General features: G+C 67.5%; 18 protein-coding genes and 1 riboswitch. Of the genes, 6 read left to right on the top strand and 12 right to left on the bottom strand.

The genetic code is table 11. The features are described 5' to 3' along the window. Positions 1–34: 34 nt before the first annotated feature. Complete coding sequence (gene ilvA, locus AABM56_RS02385; RefSeq protein WP_347883813.1) at positions 35–1,576, bottom strand: threonine ammonia-lyase, biosynthetic; 1,542 nt, start codon at positions 1,574–1,576, stop codon at positions 35–37. Positions 1,577–1,839: 263 nt separating this feature from the next. On the opposite strand from ilvA, the gene AABM56_RS02380 reads away from it, so the two are divergent. The 3 genes from AABM56_RS02380 to dxs all read left to right on the top strand — a co-directional run bounded on the left by AABM56_RS02380 (position 1,840) and on the right by dxs (position 5,046). After that, complete coding sequence (locus AABM56_RS02380) at positions 1,840–2,082, top strand: exodeoxyribonuclease VII small subunit (protein ID WP_017639518.1); 243 nt, start codon at positions 1,840–1,842, stop codon at positions 2,080–2,082. After that, complete coding sequence (locus AABM56_RS02375) at positions 2,079–2,957, top strand: polyprenyl synthetase family protein (protein ID WP_133860582.1); 879 nt, start codon at positions 2,079–2,081, stop codon at positions 2,955–2,957. Before AABM56_RS02380 ends, AABM56_RS02375 begins: the two co-directional genes overlap by 4 nt. A 151-nt stretch (positions 2,958–3,108) precedes the next feature. Then, positions 3,109–5,046: a 1-deoxy-D-xylulose-5-phosphate synthase gene (dxs, locus tag AABM56_RS02370; protein WP_133860581.1), complete on the top strand. Its 1,938-nt coding sequence runs from the start codon at positions 3,109–3,111 to the stop codon at positions 5,044–5,046. A 38-nt stretch (positions 5,047–5,084) separates the two neighbouring features. Here the strand turns inward: dxs and AABM56_RS02365 are convergent, their stop codons facing one another. From AABM56_RS02365 to nrdR, 11 genes are all read right to left on the bottom strand, one after another. Continuing rightward, positions 5,085–6,425, bottom strand: coding sequence for an IS4 family transposase (locus AABM56_RS02365; protein ID WP_263259874.1), 1,341 nt, complete (start codon positions 6,423–6,425; stop codon positions 5,085–5,087). A gap of 91 nt (positions 6,426–6,516) precedes the next feature. Further along, complete coding sequence (gene ribA / locus AABM56_RS02360) at positions 6,517–7,140, bottom strand: GTP cyclohydrolase II (RefSeq protein ID WP_133860580.1); 624 nt, start codon at positions 7,138–7,140, stop codon at positions 6,517–6,519. A gap of 284 nt (positions 7,141–7,424) precedes the next feature. Next, positions 7,425–8,057, bottom strand: coding sequence for a TIGR02281 family clan AA aspartic protease (locus tag AABM56_RS02355; RefSeq protein ID WP_133860579.1), 633 nt, complete (start codon positions 8,055–8,057; stop codon positions 7,425–7,427). A 27-nt stretch (positions 8,058–8,084) separates the two neighbouring features. Further along, complete coding sequence (locus AABM56_RS02350; protein ID WP_133860578.1) at positions 8,085–8,594, bottom strand: phosphatidylglycerophosphatase A; 510 nt, start codon at positions 8,592–8,594, stop codon at positions 8,085–8,087. 22 nt (positions 8,595–8,616) lie between these two features. After that, positions 8,617–9,573 (bottom strand): thiamine-phosphate kinase, encoded by a 957-nt coding sequence (thiL, locus tag AABM56_RS02345; RefSeq protein WP_133860577.1) that lies wholly within the window; start codon positions 9,571–9,573, stop codon positions 8,617–8,619. A 14-nt stretch (positions 9,574–9,587) separates the two neighbouring features. Beyond that, positions 9,588–10,067, bottom strand: coding sequence for a transcription antitermination factor NusB (gene nusB, locus AABM56_RS02340; protein WP_221191688.1), 480 nt, complete (start codon positions 10,065–10,067; stop codon positions 9,588–9,590). Between the two features lie 8 nt (positions 10,068–10,075). Then, entirely contained in the window at positions 10,076–10,552 is a 477-nt protein-coding gene (ribE, locus tag AABM56_RS02335; RefSeq protein WP_007161209.1) for a 6,7-dimethyl-8-ribityllumazine synthase, read from the bottom strand. A gap of 109 nt (positions 10,553–10,661) precedes the next feature. Further along, positions 10,662–11,750: a bifunctional 3,4-dihydroxy-2-butanone-4-phosphate synthase/GTP cyclohydrolase II gene (gene ribBA / locus AABM56_RS02330; protein ID WP_133860575.1), complete on the bottom strand. Its 1,089-nt coding sequence runs from the start codon at positions 11,748–11,750 to the stop codon at positions 10,662–10,664. 10 nt (positions 11,751–11,760) lie between these two features. Then, complete coding sequence (locus AABM56_RS02325) at positions 11,761–12,423, bottom strand: riboflavin synthase (RefSeq protein WP_133860574.1); 663 nt, start codon at positions 12,421–12,423, stop codon at positions 11,761–11,763. A 142-nt stretch (positions 12,424–12,565) separates the two neighbouring features. After that, positions 12,566–12,724: riboswitch (FMN riboswitch) on the bottom strand. Between the two features lie 56 nt (positions 12,725–12,780). Next, the gene (ribD, locus tag AABM56_RS02320) at positions 12,781–13,899 is read right to left on the bottom strand and encodes a bifunctional diaminohydroxyphosphoribosylaminopyrimidine deaminase/5-amino-6-(5-phosphoribosylamino)uracil reductase RibD (protein ID WP_133860573.1); all 1,119 of its coding nucleotides are present in this window, start codon (positions 13,897–13,899) and stop codon (positions 12,781–12,783) included. After that, positions 13,896–14,366, bottom strand: coding sequence for a transcriptional regulator NrdR (nrdR, locus tag AABM56_RS02315; protein ID WP_007161213.1), 471 nt, complete (start codon positions 14,364–14,366; stop codon positions 13,896–13,898). Before nrdR ends, ribD begins: the two co-directional genes overlap by 4 nt. Positions 14,367–14,545: 179 nt before the next feature. Here nrdR and AABM56_RS02310 point away from each other — a divergent pair, with 179 nt between their 5' ends. The 3 genes from AABM56_RS02310 to trxA all read left to right on the top strand — a co-directional run bounded on the left by AABM56_RS02310 (position 14,546) and on the right by trxA (position 16,592). Next, the gene (locus AABM56_RS02310; RefSeq protein ID WP_133860572.1) at positions 14,546–15,010 is read left to right on the top strand and encodes a YbaY family lipoprotein; all 465 of its coding nucleotides are present in this window, start codon (positions 14,546–14,548) and stop codon (positions 15,008–15,010) included. Then, complete coding sequence (locus AABM56_RS02305) at positions 15,007–15,654, top strand: methyltransferase (RefSeq protein WP_133860571.1); 648 nt, start codon at positions 15,007–15,009, stop codon at positions 15,652–15,654. Before AABM56_RS02310 ends, AABM56_RS02305 begins: the two co-directional genes overlap by 4 nt. A gap of 68 nt (positions 15,655–15,722) precedes the next feature. Further along, positions 15,723–16,592: a thioredoxin gene (gene trxA, locus AABM56_RS02300; protein WP_347883812.1), complete on the top strand. Its 870-nt coding sequence runs from the start codon at positions 15,723–15,725 to the stop codon at positions 16,590–16,592. Positions 16,593–16,709: the final 117 nt, after the last annotated feature.

The raw sequence follows: 16,709 nt of genomic DNA, 5'->3' as shown, positions 1-16,709 counted from the left end.
GTTGGCGCTGAGCGTAGCGAAGCCCAACACCCCCTCACCTGATAAACAACCGATACGCCGGATTCTCGGTCTCGTCCCAGTAGCGATAGCCGATGGCATCCAGCGTCGCCAGCAGCTCCGGCCGTTCGGCCTGGCTGGCTTCCAGCCCCGCGAATACCCGACCATCCGCCGCGCCGTGGTTGCGGTAGTGGAACATGCTGATGTTCCAGCGCCCGCCCAGCTTTTCGAGGAAGTCGAACAGCGCGCCCGGTCGCTCGGGGAATTCGAAGCGGAACACCTGCTCCTGGCCCACCCGCGCGGCATGACCGCCCACGGTGTGGCGGATATGCAGCTTGGCCAGTTCATTGTCGGTCAGGTCCAGCACCGGGAAACCCTGGTCGCGCAGCCCGTGCAGCAAGGCCTCGCGCGGATCGCGCTGCGGATGGGTCTGGACGCCGACGAAGATATGGGCCTCTTCGCCAGTATGGTAGCGGTAGTTGAATTCGGTGATCTGCCGCCGGCCCAGGGCCTCGCAGAAGGCCCGGAAGCTGCCCGGCCGCTCGGGGATGGTCACGGCAATGATGGCTTCGCGCTGCTCACCCAGTTCGGCGCGTTCGGCCACGTGCCGCAGGCGGTCGAAGTTGATGTTGGCACCGGAATCGATGGCCACCAGCACCTGGCCGCCACTGCCTTCACGCTCGGCGTACTTCTTGATCCCGGCCACGCCCAGGGCGCCCGAGGGTTCGGTGATGGAGCGGGTGTCGTCGTAGATGTCCTTGATCGCCGCGCAGATCTCGTCCGAGCTGACGGTGATCACCTCGTCGACATAACGCCGGCAGATCTCGAAGGTATGGTGGCCGATCTGGGCCACGGCCACGCCGTCGGCGAATAGCCCGACTCGCGGCAGCACCACCCGCTCACCCGCCGCCATGGCCTGGTGCAGGCAGTTGGAGTCGTCCGGTTCGACACCGATCACCCTGATCTCGGGCAGCAGGTATTTTACATAGGCGGCGATGCCGGCGATCAGGCCGCCGCCACCGACCGGGACGAAGATGGCATCCAGCCGCCCGGGATGCTGGCGCAGGATCTCCATGGCCACGGTGCCCTGGCCGGCGATGACGTCCGGATCGTCATAGGGCGGCACGAAGGTGTAGCCCTGCTCCTCGACCAGGCGCAAGGCCTCGGCCAGGGCCTCGGGAAAGGCGTCGCCGTGCAGCACCACCTCGCCACCGCGCGATTGCACGCCGATGACCTTGAGCTCCGGCGTGGTGCGCGGCATGACGATGATCGCCCGCACGCCCAGTTCGCGGGCCGCGAGGGACAGGCCCTGGGCGTGGTTGCCGGCGCTGGCGGTGATCACCCCGCGGGCCTTCTCGCTGGCCGAAAGGCTGGCCAGCTTGGTGTAGGCGCCGCGGATCTTGAAGGAAAACACCGGCTGCAGGTCTTCGCGCTTGAGCAGCACCTGGCAGCCCAGCCGCTCGGACAGCGCCCGCGCCGGTTGCAAGGGCGTTTCGATCGCCACGTCATAGACGGGGGCTTCGAGGATCTTGCGGGCATAGCGCTGCAAGAGATCGGTGGCGGGTTCCTGGACGGTCATGGCGGGCTCCTGGGGTGTTTCGTCGGGGCCCAGGAGTCAGAAAGTACAAACCCGCCTCTTGGGCGGGTCTGGTTGCGCAGCTAACGCTGTCCCGCCATCAGGTAATGGCGGTAATAATGCTGGGGCGTTGGCGGCTGCGCGTGTTCATGAGCGCTACCCTAGGGCCTGGCCGGGCACGGCGTCAAGCGGCGCCGATGGCTGTGGCACAATAGCCGACCTGTTGCCCACTTCCCGCGACCCGATCGCCTCTGCCGAGAATCCCGATGGCCCGCAAGAAAGCTCCCGACTTCGAACAATCCCTGGCCGAACTGCAGACCCTGGTGGAACGCCTGGAGAGCGGCGAGCTGTCCCTGGAGGACTCCCTCGGCGCCTTTGAACAGGGCATCCGCCTGACCCGCGAATGCCAGGGCGCCCTGGCCCAGGCCGAGCAGAAGGTGCAGATCCTGCTGGAAAAGGACGGCGAACTCAGCGCCGCCCCCTTCGCCCCGGCCGGTGACGACGCATGATCGAGGCCTACCAGCAACGCTGCCAGACCCGCGTCGACACCGCCCTCGCCCCACTGTTCACCGCCCCCCGCGCCGAACTCGCCCGGCTCTATGCCGCCATGGCCTACAGCGTCATGGGTGGCGGCAAGCGGGTACGGCCGTTGCTGGTCTATGCCGCCTGCGAAGCCCTGGGTGGCGATCCGGCGCGCGCCGACCAGGCGGCCTGCGCGGTGGAGCTGATCCACGCCTATTCCCTGGTCCACGACGACCTGCCGGCCATGGACGACGACGACCTGCGCCGCGGCCGGCCCACCACCCACAAGGCCTATGACGAGGCCTGCGCCATCCTCGCCGGCGACGGCCTGCAGACCCTGGCCTTCGAGACCCTGCTGACGGCACCCCAGGCTGCCGCGGTGCGGCTGGAGATGATCGCCGTGCTGGCGCGCGCCAGCGGTCCGGCGGGCATGGTCGGCGGCCAGGCCATCGACCTGGAGTCGGTCGGCCGGCGCATCGACCAGCCGGCGCTGGAGACCATGCACCTGCACAAGACCGGCGCCCTGATCGCCGCCAGTGTGCAGCTTGGCGCCCTGGCCAGCGAAGCCGCCGGTGCCGCCGAGCGCGACGCCCTGGCCCGCTACGCCGAGGCCATCGGCCTGGCCTTCCAGGTCTGGGACGACGTGCTCGACATCGAAAGCGATACCCAGACCCTGGGCAAACGCCAGGGCGCCGATCTCGCCCGCGACAAACCGACCTACCCGGCGCTGCTCGGCCTGGACGCCGCCAAGGCCTATGCCCTGGAGCTGCGCGACACCGCCCTGGCCGCCATCGAACCGCTGGGTACGCCGGCCGAACCCCTGCGCGCCCTGGCCCGCTACATCGTGGAACGACGTAGCTAGACGCGCCTCCGGCGGAAAAACTCGTGACCCGGGCCGCATTTGCCCCCGGGTCCGTTGTCACAGGGGCATAACAAGACGCCCTGCCCGCTGTTGGGATGCCACGCGGGCATCGGGTAAACTGCCTAATTCTCTGCGCAAAGTGATCAGCCAGATGCCCAAGACGTTTCACGAGATTCCCCGCCAGCGTCCCGCGACGCCCCTGCTCGACCGCATCGACTCGCCGGTCCAGCTGCGCCAGCTCGGTGACGCCGAGCTGGAAGCCGTCGCCGACGAACTGCGCGCCTTTCTCCTGTGGACCGTGGGCCAGACCGGCGGTCACTTCGGCGCCGGCCTGGGTGTCATCGAACTGACCGTGGCCCTGCACTATGTCTTCAACACCCCGGAAGACCGGCTGGTGTGGGATGTCGGCCACCAGGCCTATCCGCACAAGATCCTCACCGGCCGCCGCGAAGGCATGGCCAGCCTGCGCCAGAAGGACGGCCTGGCCGCCTTCCCGCGCCGCAGCGAGAGCGAGTACGACACCTTTGGCGTCGGTCACTCCAGCACCTCCATCGGCGCCGCCCTGGGCATGGCCATCGCCGCCCAGCTGCAGGGCATCGAGCGCAAGTCGGTCGCGGTGATCGGCGACGGCGCCCTGACCGCGGGCATGGCCTTCGAGGCGCTCAACCACGCCTCGGACACCGGCGCCAACATGCTGGTGGTGCTCAACGACAACGACATGTCCATCTCGCGCAACGTCGGTGGCCTGTCCAACTACCTGGCGCGGCTGCTGTCCAGCCGTACCTACCAGCACCTGCGCGAGAACGGCAAGAAGGCCCTCTCCAAGCTGCCCGGCGCCTGGGAAATCGCCCGCCGCACCGAAGAGGCCGCCAAGGGCATGCTGGTGCCCGGCACCCTGTTCGAGGAGCTGGGCTGGAATTACATCGGCCCCATCGACGGCCACGACCTGCCGACCCTGGTCACCACCCTGAGCAACCTGCGCGACGCCAAGGGCCCGCAGTTCCTCCATGTGATCACCCGCAAGGGCAAGGGCCTGTCCATCGCCGAGGCCGATCCCATCAGCTACCACGCCATCACCAAGCTGGAGCCGCTGGACGCCAAGCCGAAGCGCCCGGGTGCGCCCAAGTACTCCAACATCTTTGGCGACTGGCTGTGCGACATGGCCGCCGCCGATACCAAGCTGGTGGGCATCACCCCGGCGATGAAGGAAGGCTCCGACCTGATCCGCTTCGCCGAACGCTATCCCGAGCGCTACTTCGACGTGGCCATCGCCGAGCAGCACGCGGTGACCCTGGCTGCGGGCCTGGCCTGCGATGGCATGAAGCCGGTGGTGGCCATCTATTCCACCTTCCTGCAGCGCGGCTACGACCAACTGATCCACGACGTGGCGGTGCAGAACCTGGACGTGCTCTTCGCCATCGACCGTGCCGGCCTGGTCGGCGAAGACGGCCCGACCCATGCCGGCAGCTTCGATCTGTCCTACCTGCGCTGCATCCCCGGCATGGTGATCATGGCGCCCAGCGACGAGAACGAGCTGCGCCGCCTGCTCACCACCGGCTATCGCCACCAGGGCCCGGCCGCGGTGCGTTACCCGCGTGGCAGCGGCCCCAACGCCGCCCTCGACCCGGGCCTGGAACCCCTGCCTATCGGTAAAGGCGTGGTGCGTCGCCAGAGCAGCCTGAAAAGCGGCCCCAAGGTCGGCTTCCTGGTGTTTGGCGTGCAACTGGCCGAAGCCCTGCAGGTCGCCGAGCGCCTGGACGCCAGCGTGGCCGACATGAGATTCGTCAAGCCGCTGGACGAGGCGCTGATCCGCCAGTTCGCCGCCGACCACGACCTGCTGGTCACGGTCGAGGAAAACAGCGTCATGGGCGGCGCCGGCAGTGCGGTCAACGAATTCCTGCAGGCCAGTGCCCTGGTCCAGCCCGTGCTCAACCTGGGCCTGCCGGACAGCTACATCGAACACGCCAAGCCGGCCGACATGCTCGCCGAGTGCGGTCTGGACGTCGCCGGAATCGAGCACGCGGTGCGCGAGCGTCTGGCCCTCCCGGACCTTGCGGCAGCGCCGACCGGTCTGCGCAAGGAAGCCTGAGCGACATCCAAGCTGAGATAAAAAAAGGCGCCCTAGGGCTAATGCCGGTCAGTTAAGCTGACTGGCATTTTTTTTCTGGTCGGATACTTCGAGGGCTTGGCCTTGATGACTCTCGGATAGGCCCGGTAATCGCGCCTATGCGGTAGAACGAAGTGCGGTGCCAAGGCGTGCAGTTCGGCCATATCACGTGGGATGTTGCCAGGGCTATTCAGCGAAAGGCTCAGCAGGAATTTCAGGATGGCCCAGCTGCAGGCGGAGAAGCTCATCTCGCAGGGATGAACTCCCGGGCACTGGCGACTCATCTGTACCATCTGATAACGCAGTAGGTTGTATCCCAGCAGTAGCCCCCATAGCTCCTGCGCCACCATGTCGGGCGTTTTGCTGCGTAGCGTGTAACGGCCATCGAGTAGACCCTGCTTGATCTCACGATAGCCGAGCTCGATTTCCCAGCGGTGGCTGTAGAGATCGACGATCTCATCGGAGACGAAACGCCCAGGGTCCGTCATGGAAGTAAGGATCTGGCGCCGCTTGCCCTTGACGGTCTTGCTCAGCAGTCGCGCCTGCAAGGTGTCCGGCAAGCCGGGCCATTGTCGGCGGGCCTGCGGCGAAGTTCGAAGGCTGACAATCGCATCCTGCTTGCCCAGTGAGCGTATCACCTCGTATTGGGCGTCTTTGCGCAGTGGCAATAGCCAGTGCCGTTCGTTACCGGTTCGCTGCCAGCGATGTAGCAGACCTAAAGAGTAAAAGCCCTTGTCGAACAACGTCAGCGAATGGTCGGGGGTGCCCTCGATCAATTGCTCGGCCAGCTTCATTTCATTGCTGGCATAAGCGTCGAAGGCGCTGCTTACCAGCAAATGGCTGGTCAGTTCCATCTGGCACACCATGCGGATCTGGGGAAATCCTCCATCACCGTACTGATTGATCGCCGAGCCGTAGCGCTCGCGATTTTCGAGCGTGTCCGGAGCGCGCCAGACCACGCCGTCCACACCGAGCAAGCGCAGCCCCTGCCAGCCTGGATGTTCGGCCGTCTCATGCCAGCGCTGTTGGGTCAGTTGAAACACCTCCCGTACAGCGTCGCTTCCCAATCGCTGACGGCCTTGCACCACCGCGCTGGGCGCTACCAATGGCTTCTGACCGGGCAGCATGATGTCCAGTTGGTTGACCACATCCCAGGCCGACAGGCGACGAAACAGGGCCAGGCCGATGACGCACCAGAGCATGGATTCCAGCGGCAGCCTGCGTTTGCGTAGGGTAGCGACTCCGGCCGTTTCCAGGGCGGTCTTGACCAGCTCAGGATCGAGCAGTTCGCCCAGGGCCTCCAGTGTCTGTGTGGCCGAAGAGAGCTCGCGAGTCATTTCCAAGGCTTGAGCAATACGCATAAAAAATCCGGTGCTTGAGGAATCAAGCACCGGATTCTGTGCGACGACAGTCAGGCGTCAAGGTGAAGCTCTTAACTGACTGGCATTAGCCCTAGGGCGCCTTTTCCACGTCTTCGTTCTGATGCAGATTGCCGAGCATGTGGCCGAGCTTGCCGGCCTTGGTCAGCAGATAGCGGCGGTTGTGCGGATTGAGCCCTTCCTGCAGCGGCACCCGCTCGGCGACCGGGATGCCCAGGACCTCGAGGGCCTTCACCTTGCGCGGATTGTTGGTCATCAGGCGCAGCGAGGTGATGCCCAGGTGGTCGAGCATCGGCTTGCACAGCGCATAGGTGCGCTGGTCGGCACCGAAACCCAGGCGCTCGTTGGCTTCCACGGTATCGGCGCCGGCATCCTGCAGCTCATAGGCGCGGATCTTGTTGAGCAGCCCGATGCCTCGCCCTTCCTGACGCAGATAGAGCAGCACGCCACGACCGGCTTCGGCGATGGCGCGCAGCGCCGCCTCCAGCTGGAAGCCGCAGTCGCATCTCAGGCTGAACAGCGCGTCGCCGGTCAGGCACTCGGAATGCAGGCGGCCCAGCACCGGCTCGCCATCGGCCACGTCACCGAAGGTCAGGGCGACATGCTCCTTGCCATCGGTCTCGTCGAGGAAACCGTGCATGGTGAACAGGCCAAAGGGGGTGGGCAGTTGGGAGGCGGCGACAAAGACGACGGACACCTGCGGGCTCCTGGCGGGGAAAGACGTACATTGTAACCTTTTCCCCGGGCCCGGCGTCATCGCCAGGGGTTATGACGATGACACATCGCGATCTATCAGAGCCTGTTCAAAACCTAGCGAGCTAGAGCCAAGCAAGGCCTAGGCGGCCCCACGAAAAGGGCTAAGGAAGCGGACCGGGCTCGCGAACGAGTTTACGAGTGGTAAATGAGCATTCCAACGGGGCTGGCCTTCCAGGCCCTTTTCAACGCAGCTTGGCCGACGCGCAGCAGATTTTGAACAGGCTCTCAGCGCGCCTGGACGTAGAAGATACCCTGGGCCTCGCGCCAGCCCACGCGATTGAGGAAACTCATGCCCAGCAGGCCCTGGCTGGGATAGTTGCCCTCCAGGACCATGGCGTCCACCCCGACCACCTCGATGTCACCCAGGCGCACCTGCTTGAGCGTGGTGCGCCAGGCGCGGGCATGACCGCTGGCGGTTTCCACCCAGCCCGGGGTGCCGTCGCGATAGCTGATGCCCAGCTGATCGGCCTGGGCGCCACTCAGGGCGACGCTGGTGGCGCCGGTGTCCACCAGCAGCGACACCGGACGACCATTGACGTTGGCGGTGACCTGATAATGACCATTGTTGCTACGCGGCACGCTGAATTCACGGCGCTGCGGGGCGCTGTAGCCATCGCTGTATTCGCGGTCGAGGGCAAAGGCCTGAGTCCGGCCGTCGATGCGCAGCACCGCCTGCTGGGAATCCGCGCTGACCACCTCGACCTCGTCCAGGCGCTGGCCGACCCGCAGCAATTTGCGCTGGCCGTTGACGTTGACCACCGCCGCGCCATTGAACAACCCCACGACCCTGACCTGGGGTTGCGCCCAGGCGAGCGTACCGACGGCCCAGATGAGGCCGCACGCGCCCAGTCTCTTCACTGCCCTGCTCCTTGGGCCTGCGTCTCGTCAGCCGACGAGATGACCCCAACCGATGTGTAATCCCTGAACCACCAGCCAGGCGAGGATGCCGGCCAGTACATCGTCGACCATGATGCCGACGCCGCCGCGGACATTGACATCCAGCCAGCGGATTGGCCAGGGCTTGCAGATGTCTAGTACGCGGAAGGCGACGAAACCCACCAGCAGCCAGATCAAGCCCGGAGGCGCCAGCCAGAAGGTGATCCAGATGCCGACCATCTCGTCCCAGACGATGCCCTCGTGATCGTGCACGCCCAGCTCCCGGGCGACCTTGCCGCACAGCCAGCAGCCGAACACGGAGAGCAGCACCAGCAGCAGCGGATAGCTCCAGCCGCCGAGCAGTTGCCAGAGCGGCACGAAGGGCAAGGCGATCAGTGACCCCCAGGTGCCGGGCGCCTTGGGCAGGGTGCCGGAACCCAGGCCAAAGGCCAGGAAGTGCCAGGGATCACGCCAGACCGACGGGGGGACCGGCTGGGCGGGGGCTTGCTGTTCGCTCAAGGAAGGACTCCGCGCCGGGGCGCTAGAAATGTTGGAAACCGCTGTGTAGCGGCGTCAGCGGCTGACCGTCGGCGGCGAGCACCTGGACGCCGCTGCCCGCCTCGACCCGCCCGATCACCTGTGCCTGAGGCCAGGCGGCGGCCAGGGCCGGCGCCTGCTCGGGCGGCAGGGTGAAGACCAGCAGGTAGTCGTCGCCGGCGCCCAGGGCCAGGCGCAGCACCTCGTCGGCCGGGAACAGTGCGGTCAGCGCCGGACTCACCGGCAGCCGCGCCGTCTCCACGACCAGGCGGACGCCGGAGGCGGCGGCGATGTGGCCGCAATCGGCGACCAGGCCGTCGGAAACGTCCTGGGCCGCCGTCGCCCGCCCGCGCAGCCAGAGGCCAAGCTCGAATTGCGGCTGGGGTGCCCAGTAGCGCGCCAGCAGGTGCCGACTGGCGGCGCCCTCAGCTGCACGCTGACCGAGGACGAAGGGCAAGGCCCCGCCCGCCTCGCCCGGCGCACCGCCCAGGCACAGCAGATCGCCCGGACGGGCACCGCTGCGCAGCAGTGCCTGACCGGCCGGCACCTGGCCGAAGACCGTGAGGGTGAGGGACAGCGGACCGCGAGTGGTGTCGCCACCGACCAGGCGCAGCTCGCACTGTTCGGCCATCTGCGCGAGGCCTGCCGCCAGGCCTTCCAGCCAGGCGGGCTCGACGGACGGCAGGGTCAACGCCAGGGTGAAACCCAGGGGCGCGGCGCCCATGGCGGCTAGGTCGCTGGCGCTCACTGCCAGGGCACGCTGGCCGAGGCCATGGGCATCCGGGCAGGGATCGGGGAAATGCACCCCGGCGGTCAGGGTGTCGGTGGAGACCGCCAGTTGCTCACCGGGAGCGGGTGCCAGCAGCGCGCAGTCATCGCCGATGCCCAGCGCCACGCCGGGACCGCCGCGAGCGCAGGGCGCCGCGGCGAAATAGCGACGGATGAGTTCGAATTCACCCATGCCGACGTGGGCGATCAGCGCTTGCCGCGCAACTCGGCGCTGCGCAGCTTGGGCGCCAGCTTGTCCAGCACGCCGTTGACGAACTTGTGGCCATCGGTGGCGCCGAAGATCTTGGCCATCTCGATGCCTTCGTTGATCACCACCCGGTAGGGCACGTCGATGCGCTTGAGCAGCTCGTAGCAGGACAGTCGCAGCACCGCCAGCTCGACCGGATCCACCTCGTTCATGGCGCGGTCCAGGCAGGGCAGGATCAGACCGTCGATCTCGCTCTTGTTGGCCGGGACGCCATGCAGGACTTCATGGAAGTAGGCGCCGTCGACCTTGGCGAAATCGTTGTCGACGCGAAACTGCGCCTCGATCTCGTTGATCGCCTGGCCCGCCATGTGCCACTGGTACAGGGCCTGGACCGACAGGCTGCGCGCTTCGCGGCGAGCAGCCAGTTTGCCGGTGGGGGCCTTCTTGCCCGCGGGCTTGCCGGCCGCGGGCGGAGTCAGATCGCCGCTCACTTGGCCTCCAGCTGCGCCAGCAGGCTGACCATTTCCAGAGCGGACAGGGCCGCTTCGGCGCCCTTGTTGCCGGCCTTGGTGCCGGAGCGCTCGATGGCCTGCTCGATGGAGTCGACGGTGAGGACGCCAAAGGACACCGGTACGCCGAATTCCATGGAGACCTGGGCCAGGCCCTTGGTGCACTCGCCGGCCACGTATTCGAAGTGGGGGGTGCCGCCACGGATCACCGCGCCGAGGGCGATGATGGCGTCGAATTCGTCGCGCTGGGCGATCTTCTGCACCGCCAGCGGGATCTCGAAGGCGCCAGGGACGCGGATGATGGTCAGGTCGTCCGGCTTGATGCCGTGACGCACCAGGGCGTCGATGGCGCCCTGCAGCAGGCTTTCGACGACGAAGCTGTTGAAACGACCGACCACCAGGGCGAAGCGGCCCTGGGGAGCGATGAAGGTGCCTTCAAAGGTCTTGATGTTCATGTGCGGGTCCAGTTGTCAAAGAGCCGAACGGCCGGCAGTGCCAGGCCGTCCGTGGAAATCCAGGTGAAGCGCGCCGCACCACCCGGGCGGGGCGCGCCAGGCGGAAGGGTCATTCTTCAGGAGGCAGATAGTCTACTACTTCCAGGTCGAAGCCGGATATGGCGTTGAACTTCATCGGCGAGCTGAGCAGGCGCATCTGACGAATGCCCAGGTCGCGGAGGATCTGCGAACCGGCACCGACGGTGCTGTAGGTGGACAGCGCCTTGGGCACCGGCAGCGGCTCGCGCAGATGCGCCAGCAGGTCGTCGCCCTCGATCGAGTGACCGAGCAGCAGCACCACGCCGGTGCCCTCGCGGGCCACGCGCTCCATGGCGCCACGCAGACTCCAGCGACCCGGTTGCTGCACCTGCAGCAGGTCGCGCAGCGGATCCATGTTGTGCACCCGCACCAGCGGCAGCTCCTGGCCGGCCAGGTCGCCACGGATCAGCGCCAGGTGGACGTCGCCCTCCACCTCGTCGCGGTAGGTCACCAGCTTGAACGGACCGAGTTCGGTCTCCAGCTGCTGCTCGTCGATGCGCTTGACGGTGTGCTCGTGGAGCAGGCGGTAGTGGATCAGATCGGCGATGGTGCCGACCTTGAGGCCATGCTGCTCGGCGAAGGCTTCGAGTTCGTCGCGACGGGCCATGGTGCCGTCGTCGTTCATCACTTCGCAGATCACCCCGCTCTCGGCGAAACCGGCCATGCGCGCCAGGTCGCAGGCAGCTTCGGTATGGCCGGCACGGGCCAGCACGCCGCCGGGCTGGGCCATCAGCGGGAACATGTGGCCGGGGCTGACCACGTCGCCGGCCTTGGCGTCCTTGGCGATGGCGGCCTGCACGGTACGGGCGCGGTCGGCGGCGGAGATGCCGGTGCTGATGCCCTCGGCGGCCTCGATGGAGACGGTGAACTTGGTGCCGAAGCCGGAGGCGTTGCGGCTGGCCATCATCGGCAGGTTGAGGCGCTCGCAGAGGCCCTTGCTCATGGGCATGCAGATCAGGCCGCGCGCGTGGCGGGCCATGAAGTTGATGTGTTCGGCGGTGACGCATTCGGAGGCGATGATGATGTCGCCTTCGTTCTCGCGGTCCTCGTCGTCCATGAGGATGACCATCTTGCCCGCGCGGATGTCCTGGATGATGTCTTCGATGCTGGAAAGTGCCACGGTGTCGTCCTTAGCGCTGCAGATAGCCGTGTTCGGCGAGAAAGGTTTCGGTGACGCCGCCCTTGCTGGACTCGGCGGCCTTGTCGCCCAGTAGCAGGCGCTCCAGGTAGCGGGCCAGCAGGTCCACCTCCAGGTTCACCCGCCGACCGGGGCGGTAGTCGGCCATGATGGTCTCGCCGAGGGTGTGGGGGACGATGGTCAGCTCGAATTCGGCGCCGTCCACCGCGTTCACCGTGAGGCTGACGCCGTCCACGGTGATCGAGCCCTTGAGGGCGATGTAGCGGGCCAGCTCGGCCGGGGCACGCAGGCGAAACTGCACGGCGCGGGCGTTATCGGCGCGGGAGACCACTTCGCCGAGGCCGTCCACGTGGCCGCTGACGAGGTGGCCGCCGAGGCGACTGGTGGGCATCAGTGCCTTTTCCAGGTTGACCTTGCTGCCGGGCTTGAGGCCGCCCAGGCTGGTGAGGCTCAGGGTCTCGCGACTGACGTCGGCCCAGAAGCCGTCGCCGGGCAAGTCCACGGCGGTCAGGCAGACTCCGTTGACGGCGATGCTGTCGCCGAGCTTGACGTCGGCAAGGTCGAGCTTGCCGGTGGCGACATAAAGGCGCACGTCTCCGCCCTTGGGCGTGAGCGCGCGGATCTCGCCGAGGGCTTCGATGATTCCGGTAAACATCAGCTCAGGCCTCCGCGAGGTAGAGCCGGAAAGGCGGTGCAGCTAGACATCGACGAACTCCTGTTTCGGTGAAAAAACAGGGCGTACGGACAGAAGGGAAATCAGACGGACGAGGGGCTCGCACCCCTGCCAGGCGAGGCTATCCCGTTCTCTCTCATCCGGACTATGACCGTCGGCCCCGGAATCCAACCGGGTCTGCTGACCTCCCCCGCCGCAGAGGACGAGAGAGCGCTCGCGGGCTCGTCCCGACTGATCGGGCGTTACCGCCGGTGGGGAATTGCACCCCGCCCTGAGAACTCGCCACCCGAGGGCAGCGCAGGTTTTGTAACACAGTTCGCCGCCGCGGGGCCAGGGGCGTCAGGCGTCCCTGGCCGGTCGGGCGATCAGGTGCAGGTCGGCGCCCACCGGCGTGATGCTGAGGATCTCCAGCTGCGGGGCCTCGGCCAGGTGCGCCAGCGGCCAGTCCAGCAGCGGCCGGGCGCTGGAACCGAGGAACCTGGGCGCCAGGAACAGGTGATATTCGTCGACCAGCCCGGCCTGGGCGAAGGCACCGGCCAGACGCGGCCCGGCTTCCACCAGAACGTCATTGACCTGCTCGCTGCCCAGGCGGGTCAGCAGGGCCGCCAGATCGACCTGGCCCTGGCTACCGGGCAGCGCCAGGTAGTCGTGACCGGCCGCTGCATAGCCGGGCGCCGCGGCGGCCATACCGGCGACCCGTGCCGCGCCGGCCTGAAAGAAGGGGGCATCCAGCGGCACCCGGCAACGGCCGTCCACCAGCAGCCGCTGCGGCGTACGCAGGGTGGCCAGTTCCAGTTCGTCTCCGCTCAGGCCCAGTTCGGCCTGACGCACGGTCAGGCGGGCGCCATCGGCCAGCACGGTATCGGCGCCGGTGATCACCACCCCCGCCTCGGCGCGCAGCCGCTGGACGCTCTGGCGCGCCGCCGGGCCGGTGATCCACTGGCTTTCGCCATTGGCCATGGCGGTGCGGCCATCCAGACTCAAGGCCAGCTTGACCCGCACGAAGGGCCGCCCGGTGAGCATGCGCTGGATGAAGCCGGCGTTGAGCGCTCGCGCCTCGGCTTCCAGGACGCCAGCGCGGGTGGCGATGCCGGCGGCGGAGAGCCGCGCCAGGCCGCGCCCGGCCACCAGCGGATTGGGATCGGTCATGGCCGCCACCACCTCGGCCACGCCGGCGGCTACCAGGGCATCGGCGCAAGGCGGGGTGCGGCCATGATGGCTGCAGGGTTCCAGGGTCACATAGGCAGTGGCGCCACGCGCCGCCTCCCCCGCCTGGCGCAGCGCGTGCACCTCGGCATGGGGACCGCCGGCCTGGCGGTGCCAGCCTTCGCCTACCACCTGGCCGTCGCGGACGATGACGCAGCCCACCCGCGGATTGGGCGCCGTGCTGTAGCGGCCGCAGGCGGCCAGCGCCAGGGCGCGGGCCATCCAGACTTCGTCGCTACCCATGGCGCTCATACCGGCTGCTTGCCCGGATCCTGGGCCAGGCGCTCGATCTCGTCGCGGAATTCGGCCAGGTCCTGGAATTGCCGATAGACCGAGGCGAAGCGGATGTAGGCCACCTGGTCCAGCTTGCGCAGTTCGTCCATCACCAGTTCACCCACCACCCGCGAACGGATCTCGCGCTCGCCAGTGGCGCGCAGGCGGTGCTTGATCAGGGCGATTGCCTCTTCCAGACGCTCGACGCTGACCGGCCGCTTCTCCAGGGCACGCTGCATGCCGGCGCGCAACTTGTCCTCGTCGAAGGGCTGGCGGGTGCCGTCCTGCTTGATCAGCCGTGGCAGCACCAGTTCGGCGGTCTCGAAGGTGGTGAAGCGCTCCTGGCAGGCCAGGCACTCACGTCGCCGGCGCACCTGCTCACCGGCAGCGACCAGCCGGGAATCCGTGACCTTGGTGTCGTGGGCGCCGCAGAAGGGACAATGCATGAGAGAGTCGATCGCCGGAAGGGAAAGCCCTCATGGTACCCGATCACTCCCTGCCGGGAACCTCCGGGTGCCTGACGAATCGACAGCCAGGGGCCGCCGGGCTATAAGAGCGCCCTGTGTTCGACGACCTCTCCAGCCTCCCGTGCAGCCCTCGCCGGCCGCGACCTCCGGATCCCGCCATGACCCCACGCGCCCTCCTGCCCCTGCTGTTCACCGGTCTGCTCGCGGCCTGCTCCAGCCCACCCGAAACCACGCCGCCGCAGCCCACCACCCCGGCCGACGAGCCGGTTCCGGTGGTCGGTGCCCCCACTCCGGCCAATCTGCGCGAGATCTCCGGGGTGCTGCGCAATGCCCAGGGTCTGGTCCCGGCGGGTGCCCAGGTCGAGATCGCGCTGCTGGCGGTCAACGCCAAGGGCCTGCCCCAGCGTCTGCTGGCCAGCGAGACGGTGACCGGCAAGGGCGCGCCCCTGGCCTTCCGCCTGCCCTTCAATCCAGAGATCTTTCCCACCCGCCCGGATCTCAAGGTGGAATTCCACGCGCGCCTGATCCAGGCCGGGCAACTGGCCAGCTATCTGCCGCCGGTGAATGTCGGCGGACCGACCACGCAGAATCTCGGCGAACTGGTGCTGAACCAGACCCCGTGACGCCCCCTGCCGATCTCGCTGCAGCCCTGACCGCCCTGCTGGGCGACGCCTGCCTCTCCTTGCAGGCATTGCCCGGCAGCGACCTGTCGCTGTGGCTGATCGATCCGGCCAACATGGCGCGGGCCTTTTCCCCGGCGGAAACCCAGCGCCTGCTGGAGGCACCGCCCTACTGGGCCTTCTGCTGGGCCAGCGGTCTGGCCCTGGCGCGCTGGATCGTCGCCCATCCCGAGCACGTCGCCGGCCGCCAGGTGCTGGATTTCGGCAGCGGCTCGGGCATCGCCGGACTCGCCGCCGCGCGGGCCGGCGCGGCGCGGGTGGTCTGCTGCGACCTGGATCCGCTGGCCTTGAAAGCCTGCCGTGCCAATGCCCAGGCCAACGCCGTGCAGATCGAGACGCTGGACGATCTGCACGCCAGCACCGAGCGCTTCGATCTCATCCTGGCCGCCGATGTGCTCTACGACCGTGCCAACCTGCCGCTACTGGCGCTCCTGCAGACGCGTGCAGAACGAATCCTGCTGGCCGACTCGCGGGTGCGCGACCTGGCCCACCCCGGCTTCACCCGCATCACCGAACTCCAGGCCTGCACCCTGCCGGATCTGGCCGAGCCGGACGAATTCCGCCGCGTGGCGCTCTATCAAGGTTGAGCTGGCCCGCCTTGTTTCCAAGCCCGGCGCCCCCACCTATAGTGCATCTTTCGTCTGCCGAGTCCGCCATGAGCCAGGTCCCCTACATTTTCGACGCCACCCTCAACACCTTCCAGCAACAGGTCATCGACGCCTCCTTCAGCACCCCGGTGCTGGTGGACTTCTGGGCCGAGTGGTGCGCGCCCTGCAAGGTGCTGATGCCGCTGCTGGCCAAGATCACCGAGTCCTATGGCGGCGCCCTGCACCTGGCCAAGGTCAACTGCGACATCGAGCAGGAACTGGTGATGAGATTCGGCATCCGCAGCCTGCCCACGGTGGTGCTGTTCAAGGATGGCCAGCCGGTGGACGGCTTCGCCGGCGCCCAGCCCGAATCGGCCATCCGCGCCCTGCTCGAACCCCATGTCCAGGCCTTGCCGCCGGCCGAGGAAGATCCGCTGGACGCCGCCCAGGCGATGTTCGCCGAGGGCCGCTTCGCCGAGGCCGAGGCGCTGCTCAAGGCGCTGCTCGAAGAAGACAACAGTGACGCCCTGGCGCTGATCCTCTATGCCCGCTGCCTGGCCGAGCGCAACGAACTGGACGACGCCCAGGCCGTGCTGGACGCGGTCAAGGGCGATGAGCACAAGCAGGCGCTGGCCGGCGCCAGGGCCCAGCTGACCTTCCTGCGGCAGGCCGCCAGCCTGCCCGAGGTGGCCGAGCTCAAGAGTCGCCTGGCGCGCGATGCCGGCGACGATGAAGCCGCCTACCAGCTGGCCGTGCAACAACTGGCCCGCCAGCAATACGAACCCGCCCTGGATGGTCTGCTGGACCTGTTCCGCCGCAATCGCGGCTACGGTGACGACCTGCCGCGCAAGACCCTGGTGCAGGTCTTCGATCTGCTGGGCAACGATCACCCGCTGGTCGCCACCTATCGCCGCCGCCTGTACCAGGCACTGTACTAGGCACCTATTGATAACGGCTGCGTCGCCCCAGGCGCAGCCTTGTCCACAGCCGGCGCCGGCCTGGCGCTGCGGACCTTTCGTAGCGTGGAAAACCGCGCAGCGTTTTCCACTCACCTA

Source organism: Pseudomonas aestiva, assembly GCF_039908605.1.
In the GTDB taxonomy this organism is placed as follows: domain Bacteria; phylum Pseudomonadota; class Gammaproteobacteria; order Pseudomonadales; family Pseudomonadaceae; genus Chryseomonas; species Chryseomonas aestiva.
This window is presented reverse-complemented; position numbering and strand designations above follow the sequence as displayed.